General features: G+C 63.7%; 13 protein-coding genes. 9 read left to right on the top strand and 4 right to left on the bottom strand.

The features are described 5' to 3' along the window. The first annotated feature begins 31 nt into the window (after positions 1-31). From AC50X5_RS11210 to AC50X5_RS11220, 3 genes are read left to right on the top strand one after another with little or no spacing between them, the layout of a single operon-like run. Positions 32-1003: an ABC transporter ATP-binding protein gene (locus AC50X5_RS11210; protein ID WP_494976185.1), complete on the top strand. Its 972-nt coding sequence runs from the start codon at positions 32-34 to the stop codon at positions 1001-1003. Beyond that, entirely contained in the window at positions 1000-1755 is a 756-nt protein-coding gene (locus tag AC50X5_RS11215; protein WP_494976186.1) for an ABC transporter permease, read from the top strand. Before AC50X5_RS11210 ends, AC50X5_RS11215 begins: the two co-directional genes overlap by 4 nt. Positions 1756-1763: 8 nt before the next feature. Next, entirely contained in the window at positions 1764-2708 is a 945-nt protein-coding gene (locus tag AC50X5_RS11220) for a COX15/CtaA family protein (protein WP_494976187.1), read from the top strand. A 214-nt stretch (positions 2709-2922) separates the two neighbouring features. Here AC50X5_RS11220 and AC50X5_RS11225 read toward each other — a convergent pair whose 3' ends face one another. Continuing rightward, the gene (locus AC50X5_RS11225) at positions 2923-3900 is read right to left on the bottom strand and encodes a heme o synthase (protein WP_494976188.1); all 978 of its coding nucleotides are present in this window, start codon (positions 3898-3900) and stop codon (positions 2923-2925) included. Between the two features lie 432 nt (positions 3901-4332). On the opposite strand from AC50X5_RS11225, the gene tkt reads away from it, so the two are divergent. From tkt to pgl, 6 genes are read left to right on the top strand one after another with little or no spacing between them, the layout of a single operon-like run. Continuing rightward, positions 4333-6450: a transketolase gene (tkt, locus tag AC50X5_RS11230; RefSeq protein ID WP_494976393.1), complete on the top strand. Its 2118-nt coding sequence runs from the start codon at positions 4333-4335 to the stop codon at positions 6448-6450. 24 nt (positions 6451-6474) lie between these two features. Continuing rightward, the gene (tal, locus tag AC50X5_RS11235; protein WP_494976189.1) at positions 6475-7590 is read left to right on the top strand and encodes a transaldolase; all 1116 of its coding nucleotides are present in this window, start codon (positions 6475-6477) and stop codon (positions 7588-7590) included. Between the two features lie 6 nt (positions 7591-7596). Further along, a complete protein-coding gene (locus AC50X5_RS11240) occupies positions 7597-9231 on the top strand; it encodes a phosphoglucose isomerase-related protein (protein ID WP_494976190.1) in 1635 nt (544 codons plus the stop codon). Between the two features lie 16 nt (positions 9232-9247). Further along, positions 9248-10819: a glucose-6-phosphate dehydrogenase gene (gene zwf / locus AC50X5_RS11245; protein ID WP_494976191.1), complete on the top strand. Its 1572-nt coding sequence runs from the start codon at positions 9248-9250 to the stop codon at positions 10817-10819. Further along, entirely contained in the window at positions 10816-11757 is a 942-nt protein-coding gene (locus AC50X5_RS11250; protein WP_494976192.1) for a glucose-6-phosphate dehydrogenase assembly protein OpcA, read from the top strand. Before zwf ends, AC50X5_RS11250 begins: the two co-directional genes overlap by 4 nt. Next, positions 11747-12565 (top strand): 6-phosphogluconolactonase, encoded by an 819-nt coding sequence (gene pgl / locus AC50X5_RS11255; protein WP_494976193.1) that lies wholly within the window; start codon positions 11747-11749, stop codon positions 12563-12565. Before AC50X5_RS11250 ends, pgl begins: the two co-directional genes overlap by 11 nt. On the opposite strand, the gene AC50X5_RS11260 is transcribed toward pgl, so the two are convergent. The 3 genes from AC50X5_RS11260 to tpiA all read right to left on the bottom strand — a co-directional run bounded on the left by AC50X5_RS11260 (position 12518) and on the right by tpiA (position 14159). Continuing rightward, entirely contained in the window at positions 12518-12979 is a 462-nt protein-coding gene (locus AC50X5_RS11260; protein ID WP_494976194.1) for an RNA polymerase-binding protein RbpA, read from the bottom strand. The genes pgl and AC50X5_RS11260 overlap by 48 nt on opposite strands. Positions 12980-13046: 67 nt before the next feature. Continuing rightward, on the bottom strand, positions 13047-13304 hold the full coding sequence (gene secG, locus AC50X5_RS11265; RefSeq protein WP_494976195.1) for a preprotein translocase subunit SecG: 258 nt from the start codon (positions 13302-13304) through the stop codon (positions 13047-13049). Between the two features lie 39 nt (positions 13305-13343). Continuing rightward, on the bottom strand, positions 13344-14159 hold the full coding sequence (gene tpiA, locus AC50X5_RS11270) for a triose-phosphate isomerase (protein WP_494976196.1): 816 nt from the start codon (positions 14157-14159) through the stop codon (positions 13344-13346). Between the last annotated feature and the right edge of the window lie 26 nt (positions 14160-14185).

Below are 14185 nucleotides of genomic sequence, written 5' to 3' on the forward strand. Positions count from 1 at the left end.
CGACAGCTACTACATCACGTAGAATGCTGGGGTGCGATCCCCCAATTCCCCTGTCCTGGCCATCGATGGGCTCGTTAAGGATGTCGGCCCGCTGGCGGCCCTGGACGGCAAGATGCTGCGGGTGGTCAGCGGCGTGTCCATGACAGCGCACGCAGGCCAGGTGACTGCACTGCTGGGAACCAACGGCGCAGGCAAGACCACCACCATAGAGTGCGCCCAGGGCCTGCAGCAACGCTCCGGAGGTCACGTTTCCCTCCTGGGGAGCGATCCGGCCACGGCCAGTGCCGCTTTACGGTCCAGGGTCGGCGTCATGCTCCAGGACGGCGGACTGCCGCCGTCGGCCCGGCCTGTCCCGCTGCTGAAACACATCGCCGGTATGTACCGTAATCCATTGCCCGTGGCCGGCCTGGTCGAGCGGCTGGGCATTGATGCCTTCAGTAAGACAACAGTCCGCCGGCTGTCCGGCGGACAGAAACAGCGGCTGGCCCTTGCGGCCGCACTGATCGGCAATCCCGAGGTCTTGTTCCTCGACGAACCAAGCGCCGGCCTTGATCCGCAGTCGCGCCAACTGGTGTTCGACTACATAGCCGAACTGCGTGATGCCGGCATGGGGATAATCCTGACCACGCACCTGATGGACGACGCTCAGCGGCTGGCCGACTACGTCTACATCATCGACGCCGGCCGCAATGTTGCCGAGGGCACCGTCAGCGAGCTCCTTCAGCACGGCGGATCCACCCAGCCGCCCGGTGAAAGCGTACGGACGCTGTATTTCGAGGCAGCCCCAGGCCTGAAACTCGACGGCGTCCTGCCGGAGGTCATCGAAGTCCGTGAGACCCGCGCCGGAAGTTACACCGCCACCGGCTACCTCACACCGGCCCACCTGGCCGCGCTGGCTGCATTTTGGGAAAGTAAGGACGTTATGCCCGTGTCCATGAGCCTCCAGGCACGCAGCCTGGAGGATGTGTTCCTCGACGTTTCAGCAAGGGATGACGCCCGGTGACCGCCGCGACCCGGCTGCCCGCGCCCCTGCTGCGCCGCATCCTCCTCCAAGGCAGGTATGAAGCCCAGGCCATGTTGAGTAACGGCGAGCAGCTCATCCTCGCGGTGTTCCTGCCGCTCCTGGCCCTCATAGGACTGGTCATGACTCCGCTCCTGGACGGGCTCGGAGGCTCCAGGGTCAACGTGGCGGTGCCCGGCATCCTGGCGCTCTGCGCAATGTCCACGGCCTTCACCGGCCAGGGCATCGCCACCGGTTTTGACCGGCGGTACGGCGTGCTTCGCTTCCTGTCCACCACGCCGCTGGGTCGCACCGGGCTCATCGCCGGCAAGGCCATGGCAGTCCTGGCGGTCCTGGCAATCCAGACGGTGGTGATTACCGCCGTCGCACTTCCCCTGGGCTGGCAGCCGGACGCTGCCGGCATCCTGCCCGGCGCTGTCCTGCTGATACTCGGCGCAGCCGCCTTCACTGCTTTGGGTCTCCTGGTGGCCGGCACGGCCCGGCCGGAAGCCACGCTGGCCGTCACCAACCTGCTGTGGATACTGCTGGGCGCCCTGGGCGGGATTGTCATCCCGGGTGAGCGTCTTCCATCCGCGGCTCAGGCCGTGGTCCCCTTCCTTCCTTCGGGTGCGCTCGGCGATGCCCTTCGGGAAGCATTCGGCGCCGGTACGTTCAACGGCCCGGCTGCCCTGATCCTGCTTCTCTGGACTCTTATTGCCGGAGCAGCAGCCATTCGATGGTTCAAGTGGAATTGAGAACAAAAGTGAGTACCGCCTCCCGCCTCCCGCAGCTTGCCCGCAGGGTCACTTCACGCCTCCCCACCACGGTGAACTCCACGGTGCGCCGGCTTTCCGTACTGTCCCTGATTGGACAGACCATGCTGATTGTCACCGGCGGCGCGGTCCGGCTGACCGCCTCGGGACTGGGCTGCCCTACCTGGCCGAAGTGCACTGAGACCTCGTTGGTGAACACCCCGGAAATGGGCCTGCACGGTTTCATCGAGTTCGGCAACCGGCTGTTGACCTTTGTGCTTGCCACCATCGCCGCGCTGATGCTCGTGTACCTGTGGAACCTGCGCAAGGAACGCAAGGACATGTTCCTCCTGGCACTCGGCCTCCTGGCGAGCATTCCGGCGCAAGCAGTCATCGGCGGGATCACCGTCTGGACCAACCTCAATCCCTGGGTTGTCGGGATGCACTTCCTGGTGTCCATGGCACTGGTGGTTTTTGCCACGCTTCTGGTCAACCGCGCCCACGGGCGCACCGGTCGTTTTATCGCCCAACCCCTTCCCGTACTTCCCGGAGTCATGCGCCCGCTGATGACGGCCGTGGCAGCGTGTGCGGCAGCCGCCGTCGTGCTGGGTGTTGTGGTGACTGGGGCCGGCCCGCACGCCGGAGACGCAGACGCCCCCCGCAACGGCCTGAACTGGGACCTCGTCTCGCACATTCATGCCGTGCCGGCCTACCTGATAACAGCCGGCACGCTGTTCGCGGTGTACCTGGTCTTCCGGAACAGGATCCGCGGCATTTTCAGTACGGCTGTGCTGCTGCTGATCGGCGTCACCCTCCTGCAGGGCGTCATAGGTTTCACCCAGTACTACAACGGTGTCCCGGCGCTCCTGGTGGGCGCGCACATGCTGGCCGCTGCCCTGTTGATGAGTGCCGCCACCAATGCAGCGGACATCGCGCGCTGCAGCCCGGTCCGCTAGGGAGCCCATAGACGGTGCGGTGAGGGTTCGCAGCGCGTCCTCCGGGGGTCCTACGGGTTTCCTATGGGATTGACGGCCGACGACGGCTCCCCCTCAACGGCACTAACGGCAAAGGTCTGGCACCACGGTTCAACCGTGGTGCCAGACCTTTGTGCAGGTGCTTCGTTTGTGGGGAACCGGTGTGTCCCTGATACCGGCAGGGCGGACCCGGTCCCTAGCCAACCACGATGGCGGAGCCCACGAACGGATCCACAGCCAGTGCGATGAACAGCAGGGTCAGGTAGCTGATGGAACCGTGGAAGACTTTCATGGCCCGCTTGTCTTCAATGTCCTCACGGTGGGCCCGGCCGTACAAGGCATGGGATTCGTAGAGGAACCAGGCTCCGGCGCCCACGGCAACAACCGTGTAAACCCAGCCTGCGCCGCCGGCGGGAATCATCAGCAGTGAGCACGCCACCATGGCCCATGCATACAGGACCACCTGGACGGACACGACCCTGGCGCCTGCAATGGCGCCCAGCATGGGTACCTTGGCGTTGCGGTAATCCTCGCCGTAGCGCATGGACAGCGGCCAGTAGTGCGGCGGCGTCCAGAGGAAGATGACCATGAAGAGGATGATGGCCGGCCACTCCACCGTGTTGGTCACGGCCGCCCAGGCGATCAGGACGGGGAAACAGCCAGCCGCGCCGCCCCAGACGATGTTCTGGGCAGTGCGGCGCTTGAGGATCATGGTGTAAATCACCACGTAAAAGAAGATGGCGCCCAGGCCAAGCCAGGCCGAGAGCGGATTGGCCCCGAACCACAGGATGACAATGGCGGCTGCACCCAGGACTGACGCAAAGACGAGGGCTTCACGGGGACTGACTTCACCGGTGACCAGCGGCCGCTTCTCCGTCCGGTGCATCAGTTTGTCGATGTCGCGGTCGATGTAGCAATTGAAGGCACCCGCACTGCCGGCGGCAAAGGCGCCGCCCACCAAAGTAGCAAGGATGAGGCCGATGGACGGGAAACCGCGCTCGGCAAAAATCATGGTGGGCAAAGTGCTGACCAGGAGAAGTTCTATGACCCGCGGCTTGGTCAGTGCCAGATAGGCCTTTGCCTTCCGACCCAAACCCGACCGGCCGCTACCGCTCTTCCCCGTTGCCGGTGAGACGTTCAGCGGGGATTCGGTAGTGCTCACGGTCGCAGTCACCCTGTTCTCTGTTGCGTTCTTTGGTGCGTTTTTCAGCACGCCAGCCGCGAATATCATACCGTGCCGTCATCGTGCGGTTCACCCCGGCAACTGTGTCCGTGATCGCAAGGCCCATGCTTCGAGCACATTAACTCAAGCTCACTTGCCGGGAGCCCCTGAGCGGTTCATATAAGTCAAATTTCCGTCCACTTTATGAGATATGCACTGACCGAAGTGTGGAATCCGGCTAAGCTGTGAACTGATCAGCGCACGCAGCGGGCGGGGTTGGAAACCGCATTCCCGGCCCGCTGGCGCAGGCGACTGAATGATAGATCAACGTTTCAATGGTGGACGGCTGGTACACATCGCGGCGGGCACCATTATGTGCCTTGTTCCGCACTGTGATCACCGGAGGCCGTCAGCACAGAGAGGGGCCCGGTTTTCGTGCCACATTTGGAAGAGCAAGAACTGTCCTGGACCAGTTTGGACCAGCGCGCCGTGGACACCGTCCGCGTCCTCGCTGCGGACGCGGTGGAAAAGGTTGGCAACGGCCACCCCGGTACCGCCATGAGTCTGGCCCCCGCTGCATACCTTCTCTTCCAGAAGCTGATGCGGCATGACCCCCGGAACCCGGAGTGGATCGGCCGCGACCGCTTTGTCCTCTCCCCCGGCCATACTTCCCTCACGCTGTACATCCAGCTGTTCCTCTCAGGTTATGGCCTGGAGCTGGAGGACCTTGAGGCGCTGCGTACCTGGGGTTCGCTGACCCCGGGCCACCCGGAATACAAGCACACCGCCGGTGTGGAGATCACCACCGGCCCGCTGGGCCAGGGCCTGGCCTCGTCAGTCGGTTTTGCCTACTCCCAGCGCCGGCAACGCGGCCTGTTCGACGCCGATGCCGCCGCCGGTACCAGCCCGTTCGACCACACCATCTGGGTCATCGCCTCCGACGGCGACCTTCAGGAAGGCGTCACCAGCGAGGCCTCCTCGCTGGCCGGCCACCAGGAGTTGGGCAACCTTGTTGTTCTCTACGATGAGAACCACATTTCCATCGAAGACGACACGGACATCGCGTTTACGGAAGACGTCCTGAAGCGCTACGAAGCGTACGGCTGGCACGTCCAGCGTGTTGACTGGACCAAGACCGGCGAATACAAGGAAGACGTGCAGGAGCTCTACTCTGCTCTGCTCGCCGCGAAAGCCGAGACGTCCAAGCCCTCTATCGTGTCGCTGCGGACCATCATTGGCTACCCGGCACCGAAGAAGCAGAACACCGGCAAGATCCATGGTTCTGCCCTGGGTGCAGAAGAAGTTGCAGGTTTGAAGTCCGTGCTGGGCTTTGATCCCGAGAAGTCCTTTGACGTTGACCCTGAGGTCCTGGCCCATGCCCGCTCCGTTGCCGACCGTGGCGCTGCCGCCCGCAAGGAATGGGAAGAGTCCTTCAACGCCTGGCAAGCAGCCAACCCGGAAGGCGCGGCGCTTCTGGCCCGCGTCGAGGCCCGCGAGCTTCCAGAGGGCCTCGATGCTGCCCTGCCCGTCTTCGAAGCCGGCAAAGACGTCTCCACCCGCGCGGCATCCGGCAAGGTCCTGAATGCCCTGGGCCCGGTCATGCCTGAGCTTTGGGGCGGCTCCGCTGACCTCGCAGAGTCCAACAACACCACCATCGAAGGCTCCCCGTCGTTCGTTCCGGCGTCGAAGCAGACTAACGCCTGGTCAGGCAACCCCTACGGCCGGGTACTCCACTTCGGCATCCGTGAGCATGCCGCTGCGTCGATCGTCAACGGCATCAGCCTGCACGGTCGGACCCGCGCGTTTTCCGGCACGTTCCTGATTTTCAGCGACTACCAGCGCCCGGCCATCCGCCTGGGCGCACTCATGGGAGTCCCGTCGCTGTATGTCTGGACGCACGATTCCATCGGCCTCGGCGAAGACGGCCCCACGCACCAGCCGGTGGAGCAGCTGTCCTCGCTTCGCGCCATCATCGGACTGGACGTCGTCCGTCCCGGCGACGCGAACGAGGTTGCAGTGGCGTGGAAGACCATGCTGGCCAACCACGAGAATCCGGCCGGCATTGTCCTGACCCGCCAGAACATCCCCACCTACGCCCGCGGCGAAGGCGTTGCCGACGGCGATACTTTCGGCTCCGTGGACGGCGTCACCAAGGGCGGTTACGTACTGGCCGAGGCCTCCAAGGACGGCGTTACGGTCCCGGCCGATGTCATCCTGATCGGCACCGGCTCGGAAGTCCAGCTGGCTGTCCAGGCCCGGGAAGCACTCCAGGCCGAAGGCATTGCCGCCCGCGTTATTTCGATGCCCTGCGTTGAGTGGTTCAACAAGCAGGAGGCCGACTACCGCGAATCCATCCTTCCGGCAGCAGTCAAAGCCCGCGTATCGGTAGAAGCCGGACTTGCGCTGGGCTGGCGCGAGTTCGTTGGTGACGCCGGCCGTTCCGTTTCGCTCGAGCACTACGGCGCCTCGGCCGACTACAAGCGGCTCTTCCAGGAATTCGGCATTACGGCCGAAGCTGTAGTTGCCGCTGCCAAGGACTCCCTCGCAGGCCTGCAGGCCTGACAACCAATTACAGGAGATAAGAACATGACTACTCCCACCCAGCAACTCTCCGACGCCGGTGTCTCCATCTGGCTCGACGACCTCTCCCGCACACGCCTGGACACGGGCACACTGCAGAAACTGATCGACGAAAAGAACGTCGTCGGCGTCACCACGAACCCGTCTATTTTCCATGCCGCCATCACTGCCGGCACAGAATACGACGCCCTGATCGCCGAGAAGGCAGCAGCAGGCGCAAGCGTTGAAGACACCATCTTCGAAATCACCACCACCGACGTGGCAGATGCCTGCGACCTCTTCGCTCCGGTTGCAGCAGCCACCAATGGCGTGGACGGCCGCGTCTCGATTGAAGTTGATCCGCGACTGGCCTGGGATACGGCCGGCACCATCGCCGAAGCCAAGAGCCTGTACGAGAGGGTCAACAAGGACAACGTCCTGATCAAGATTCCGGCAACACTTGAAGGCCTGGAAGCCATCACGGCCACCATCGCGGCAGGCATCAGCGTTAACGTGACACTGATTTTCTCCCTCGAGCGCTACCGCGCGGTCATCAACGCCTTCCAGACAGGCCTGGAACAGGCCAAGGAAAACGGCCACGACCTCTCCAAACTGCACTCCGTGGCGTCCTTCTTCGTCTCCCGCGTTGACAGCGAAATCGACAAGCGCCTTGACGCCATCGGCACCGACGAGGCAAAGGCACTCAAGGGCAAAGCCGCATTGGCCAACGCCCGCCTCGCGTACCAGGTGTATGAAGAACTGTTCTCGACCGAACGCTGGGCGCTGCTGGCCGAGGCCGGCGCACTTCCTCAGCGCCCACTGTGGGCTTCTACCGGCGTCAAGGACCCCGCATACGCGGACACTCTGTATGTGACAGAGCTGGTTGCCCCCGGCGTCGTCAACACCATGCCGGAAAAGACCCTGGACGCCACCTTTGATCACGGTGTCATCACCGGTGACACCGTCACGGGTACCTACGCGGAGTCCAATGCGATACTGGACGCCCTCGAAGGCCTGGGCATTTCCTACAACGACGTCGTCTCAGTCCTGGAAACCGAAGGCCTGGACAAGTTCGTGGCCAGCTGGAAGGAACTGCTGGCCGACGTCGAAGGTGCACTTTCCTCCGCACGGAAGGCTTCCTGACCCACCATGACGTCACTCAGCTTCCACGCCACCGGAGCCGCGCTGCAGGCTATCGAACAGCACCTTCCAGCCCTGGTCGAGGACCGGATCGCTACGCGGATCTTCGCGAAGGACCCCACGCTGTGGGGTCCCGACGCCGAAGCCGAGTCAGCGGTCCGCCTCGGCTGGGTGGAGGCGGCCACCGTCTCCCAGCCCCTGGTGGGCAGCATCCTGGAACTCCGCGATGCCCTCCGGGCGGAAGGAGTCACCCGCATCGTCCTGTGCGGCATGGGTGGATCCTCGCTGGCTCCGGAGGTCATCGCCGGTACCGCCGGCGTGGAGCTGACAGTCCTGGACAGTACGGACCCGGATCAGGTCAGCGCCGCCCTCGCGGACCGGCTGGACGAGACGGCAATCGTAGTGTCGTCCAAGTCCGGCTCCACACTGGAAACCGACTCGCAGCGCCGTATCTTTGAGCAGGCCTTCACCGATGCCGGGCTTGATGCCAAGAGCCGGATCATCATCGTCACGGATCCCGGCTCGCCCCTGGACAAGGCAGCCCGTGAAGCCGGCTACCGCGCCGTCTTCAACGCAGACCCCAATGTGGGTGGTCGCTATTCTGCCCTCACTGCTTTCGGCCTGGTCCCGTCGGGACTGGCGGGCGTGGACATCCAGGCGTTCCTGGACGAAGCCGAGGAAGCCGCCGAAGTCCTCAACGAGGACGCTCCTGAGAACATTGGACTGCGGCTCGGTGCCGTGCTCGGTGGCACCAACCCGCTGCGGAATAAGGTGGTCATCGCCGAGGACGGTTCGGGCATTGTGGGCTTCGCGGATTGGGCCGAACAGCTCATCGCCGAATCCACCGGAAAGCTCGGCACGGGCGTCCTGCCGGTCGTTGCCGGCCCCACGTCCCCTGAAGTCTCAAGCGGCGCCGAGGACGTCCTCGTGGTCCGGCTGGTAGGAGCGGACGCCGACGTCGACTTTTCCGGGGACGAAGCCGCCATTGCCGGCGGTCTTGCCGCGCAAATGATGGCATGGGAGTTTGCCACCGCCGTGGCCGGCCGGTTGCTGGGCATCAACCCCTTTGACCAGCCCGATGTAGAGGCTGCAAAGGTTGCTGCCCGCGGCCTTCTGGATGCACAGCCCGAGCCGACTCCTGCCGCCTTCGTGGACGGCGCCATTGAGGTGCGCGGCGGCGACTGGCTGGGACACGCTTCCTCTGCCTCAGAGGCCGTCAACGCCCTGCTGGGCCAGCTTGGGACGGAAAGCTACCTGAGCGTCCAGGCATACTTCGACCGGGTCGCCTTCGCCTCCCTGGAAGCTGTCCGTGATGAACTTGCCGTCATCAGCGGCCGCCCTGTCACCTTCGGCTGGGGTCCGCGGTTCCTGCATTCCACTGGCCAGTTCCACAAGGGTGGACCGGCTGTCGGCGTGTTCCTGCAGGTCACCGCGGAACCGTCCGGTGACATCGCAATTCCGGACCGGCCCTTCACATTCGGAGAACTTATCTCCGCACAGGCTGCCGGCGATGCCCAGGTTCTGGAAAGTCATGGCCGGCCCGTCCTGCGGCTGCACCTGACAGACCGGAGCGCGGGTACTGAGCAGCTACGGAAAATCGTTGCAGAACTGGCCGCGCAGGCCTCCTCTGTCCCTGAAAGCTAAGGCAGCACCACACACCATGCCAGAAACTGAAAACGGCACCCGGCCACAGGCGCGGTACGGAAAGCCCGGTCGCAATCCGCTCCGGGACCCGAGGGACCGCCGTCTGAACCGGATCGCCGGCCCTTCCTCACTGGTCCTCTTCGGCGTCACAGGGGACCTTGCCCGCAAAAAGCTCATGCCGGCTGTCTACGACCTGGCCAACCGTGGGTTGTTGCCGCCGAGCTTCGCGCTGGTCGGCTTCGGCCGCCGTGCCTGGAATGACACGGACTTCGCGGCCGAGGTCAAGGCCTCGGTGAAGTCCTTTGCACGTACTCCATTCGACGAGGCCGTGTGGAACCAGCTCTCCGAGGGCATCCGGTTTGTCCAGGGCGAGTTCGACGACGACGATGCCTTTGAGCGCCTCGGTGACACCATCGCGGCCTTGGATGAGCAGAGGGGTACGCGCGGTAACCACGCGTTCTACCTCTCCATCCCGCCCAAGGCATTCGAACAGGTCTGCCGGCAGTTGTCCAAGCACGGCCTGGCCCAGGCCGACCACGGCCAGTGGCGACGTGTCGTCATCGAGAAGCCCTTCGGACACGACCTCGAGTCTGCCCGTCAGCTCAACGACATCGTGGAGTCGGTCTTTCCACCCGACGCCGTTTTCAGGATTGACCACTACCTGGGCAAGGAGACGGTCCAGAACATCCTGGCCCTGCGTTTCGCCAACCAGCTGTTTGAGCCGCTCTGGAACTCCAACTACGTTGACCACGTCCAGATCACCATGGCCGAGGACATCGGCACGGGTGGCCGGGCGGGGTATTACGACGGCGTCGGCGCGGCCCGTGACGTCATCCAGAACCACCTCCTCCAGCTGCTGGCGCTGACGGCGATGGAGGAACCAATCTCCTTCAATGCCGATGATCTGCGTGCTGAGAAAGAGAAGGTCCTGGCGGCCGTCAAGCTGCCTGAAGACCTCTCCACGCATTCCGCCCGGGGGCAATTCACCGGCGGTTGGCAGGGCGGCGAGCAGGTTCAGGGTTATCTTGAAGAAGAGGGTATTCCAGCCGATTCGAAGACCGAAACCTACGCTGCCATTCGGCTGGATATCAATACCCGGCGCTGGCACGGCGTGCCTTTCTACCTTCGGGCCGGGAAGAGGCTCGGCCGCCGGGTGACGGAAATCGCCGTCGTCTTCAAGCGCGCACCGAACCTGCTGTTCCGGGACCACAGTGAGGACGATTTTGGCCAGAACGCGGTGGTTATCCGCGTGCAGCCCGATGAAGGCGTCACCATCCGGTTCGGTTCCAAGGTTCCCGGGACCCAGATGGAGGTCCGCGATGTCACCATGGACTTCGGTTACGGCCACTCCTTCACCGAGTCCAGCCCTGAAGCCTACGAGCGCCTCATCCTCGACGTGCTCCTGGGCGAGCCGCCGCTGTTCCCGCGTCACCAGGAAGTGGAGTTGTCCTGGAAGATCCTTGACCCGTTCGAGGACTACTGGGCCGGGCTGGATGAACAACCCGAACCATATGCACCCGGCAGCTGGGGCCCCGCCTCTGCCGATGAACTCCTGTCCCGCGACGGGCGAACCTGGAGAAGGCCATGATCGTAGATCTTCCGGATACAACAACGTCAAAGATCTCCAAGAAGATCATGTCCCTGCGCGAGCAGGGCGGTGTGATCGCCCTGGGCCGGGTTTTGACCTTGGTCGTCGTCACCAAATCCGGTCTTGAGGAAGAAGCGATCGAAGCAGCCAATGAGGCCAGCCGGGAGCACCCCTGCCGCATCATTGTGCTGGCCGATGCCGGAGCATCTGAACCCACACGCCTGGACGCACAGATCCGCGTGGGCGGCGATGCCGGTGCTTCTGAGGTGATCGTCCTCCGCGGCTATGGTGAGCTGGCAGAAGAAAACGAATCCCTGGTGGCGGCGCTGCTGCTCCCGGACGCCCCGATTGTGGCCTGGTGGTCCCACGGCGCACCGAAGAACGCGTGCGACACCTCCATCGGCCGGATCGCGCACCGCCGGATCACCGATTCAGCCAATGAGGCCGACCCGCAGGCGGCGTTGGAGAACATCCGGGCTACCTACAAGGCAGGCGACACCGACCTCGCCTGGACCCGGTTAACCAACTGGCGCATCCAGCTCGCAGCAGTCCTGGACCAGGTGGACCCGGCGCCGGTAACGGCTGTGGCCGTAGAAGGCGCATCCGATTCACCCAGCACCATTCTCCTGGCAGCCTGGTTGACGCTTGCACTTGATGCTCCCGTGACCATTGTGGCGGACCCTGCTGGCACCGGCATCAGGCGCGTGCGCCTGAGCCGTTCCAGCGGTGACGTCCAACTGTTCCGGCCCGGGTTGTCCGTGGCCGAACTCACCCAGCCTGGCCAACCCGCCCAGCGCATCACCCTTCCCCGCCGGAGCCTACGCGATTGCCTGGCGGAGGAACTGCGCCGCTTGGACCCGGATGAAGTGTTCGGCGAAGTGATTACTATTGGACTGCCACGTACCAACCTAAGGAGTGTCCGTCCCAGTGAGCGTTGAGCCACGCGTCAGCATCCATCCCGATTCATCCGTACTGATGGCCGCAATCGCGGCAAGACTGATCACCAAACTGGTGGATGTGCAGGACAAGCACGGTTCAGCCACGGTGGTTCTCACCGGAGGGACCGTCGGCATCGGATCGTTGAAGGCAGTAGCGTCATCAGCCGCTGCGCCTGCCGTGGATTGGTCCAAAGTGAATTTCTGGTGGGGAGACGAACGTTTCGTCCCGGCGGACAGCCCGGACAGCAATGCCGTGCAGGCCTTCGACGCCCTGCTGGCACACATCCCGGTGGATCCGGAGCGCGTCCATCGGGCTGGATCCAGTGACGAGTTCGCGACACCAGAGGAAGCCGCCGCCGATTACGCCGAACGCCTGAGGGCAGCGGCAGCAGCAGAACACGCTGCGGACATGTCCGATGGCCGCCCGGAGCAGCCCGGTTTGCTCCCCCGGTTCGACGTTGTGCTGCTGGGTGTAGGCCCGGACGCGCACGTTGCCTCGCTGTTTCCCGAGCAGGGCGGCGTCCGGGAGAAGGAACTGACGGTAGTCGGCGTGCGCAATTCGCCCAAGCCGCCTCCCGAACGTATCTCCCTGACGCTGCCTGCGATCAATACCGCAGCCGAGGTGTGGATGGTGGTGGCCGGCGAGGACAAAGCAGGGGCCGTCGGTTTGGCCCTGGCGGGCGCCAACCCGGTTCAGGTTCCGGCTGCCGGCCCTTCAGGCACGTCGAGGACGTTGTGGCTTATTGACGGAAACGCCGCCTCACGGGTCCCGGCTCAGCTCGTCCGGAAGGACTTTTCTGGCGCGTAGCCGTTCCAGCGCTCCGGCCAGGACAGCTTCGGCGTCCTGGCCGGAGCGTCGTTCTTTAACGTACTCGAGGTGGCTTTTGTAGCCGTCCTCGGACTGCTCAGCCGGATCAGGTCCGGCTCCATCACGCGAGGCGATGTGCCCGCAATGCCGGCAGTCCCATATCGTGGGGACTTGTTCATCAGGGAGCTCAAGAAAAACAAGCCGCGTTTCGTGGCCCCGGTCGCACCAGTAGGACACACGCATACGCGGCACATTCACTCCCGAGGAGTGATCGGATTCATTTCTGGGCCCGGTACCTTCATTGACACCCACGCGGGTGCCCCGAAACCCTGAGGCGGCATGTACCACGGGCGACTCCTGGCTGCTCGACTGGCGGCTTAACTGACTGTGGCCGTTGGCAAGGCCAACAGCCACAGTCTAATGCGCAGTCTGTTCCGGCGTCAGGGTCGCACCGTGTTTTCCTGAAGTTCCCGGAGCAAGGTCAGGAGTCGCCGGCCCCGGCGAACTTCATGACCAGCCCAAGAGCGATGATCACCACGCCCCAGGTGACTCCCAGAATGACGGTAAATCGGTTCAGGTTCCGCTCAGCCACGCCGGAAGAACTCAGGCCGGAGCTCATGCCTCCGCCGAACATGTCAGAGAGGCCCCCGCCGCGTCCCTTATGGAGCAGGATCAAGAGGGTCAGCAGAAGGCTGGTAACGCCCAGGATAATCTGCAGGATGACATGAAGAACGTCCACGACGGCCTTTCCAAAGTTGGGATGACGGGAGCCGGCTGATTAACCAGCGGTGAGGTGGCTCTCGAACCTGACAATATTAGCAAACTCAGCAGGGTCCAGGCTTGCACCACCGACCAACACGCCGTCTACATCGCGTTCGTTGAGGATTGCGGCAACGTTGCTGGCCTTGACCGAGCCGCCATAAAGAAGCCTGACCTTGGCAGCGACTTCCCCGCCGAAAAGTTTGACCAGTTCAGCGCGGATGGCGGCGCACATTTCCTGGGCGTCATCCGGACCTGCGACTTCACCGGTGCCAATGGCCCAAACGGGTTCATAAGCCACCACGAGGCTTCCCGCCTGTTCGGCGGAAAGGCCTTCGACGTCGGCACGCAGCTGACCGAGGGTGTGCTCCACGTGGGTGCCCGCCTGGCGGACTTCAAGCCCCTCGCCAACGCAGAGGACCGGCGCCAGGCCATGAGTGTAAGCGGCCTTGACCTTGGCGTTGAGCATCTGGTCAGACTCGTTGTGGATAGTCCGCCGTTCGCTATGGCCCACCAGTACGTACGTGCACCCCAGCTTCGCCAGGAACTGACCGGATATGTCGCCTGTATAGGCTCCCGAATCAAACTGGGAAAGGTCCTGGCCGCCGTATTCAATGTCCAGTTCGTCGCCCTGGACCAGGGTTTGCACTCCGCGAAGGTCAGTAAACGGCGGGAACACCGCCACTTCCACCCGGCTGTAGTCGTGTTTGGCGTCGCTGAGGGTCCAGGCCAGCTTCTGCAGGAGGGTGATGCCCTGGACGTGGTCCATGTTCATCTTCCAGTTGCCCGCAATGAGCGGCTTACGATCAAAGGCGCCGTTGGTTGACGTCGTCACATGTTCTCCAAAAGTGTGTGAAATGA

This window comes from Pseudarthrobacter sp. MDT1-40-2 (genome assembly GCF_059383595.1).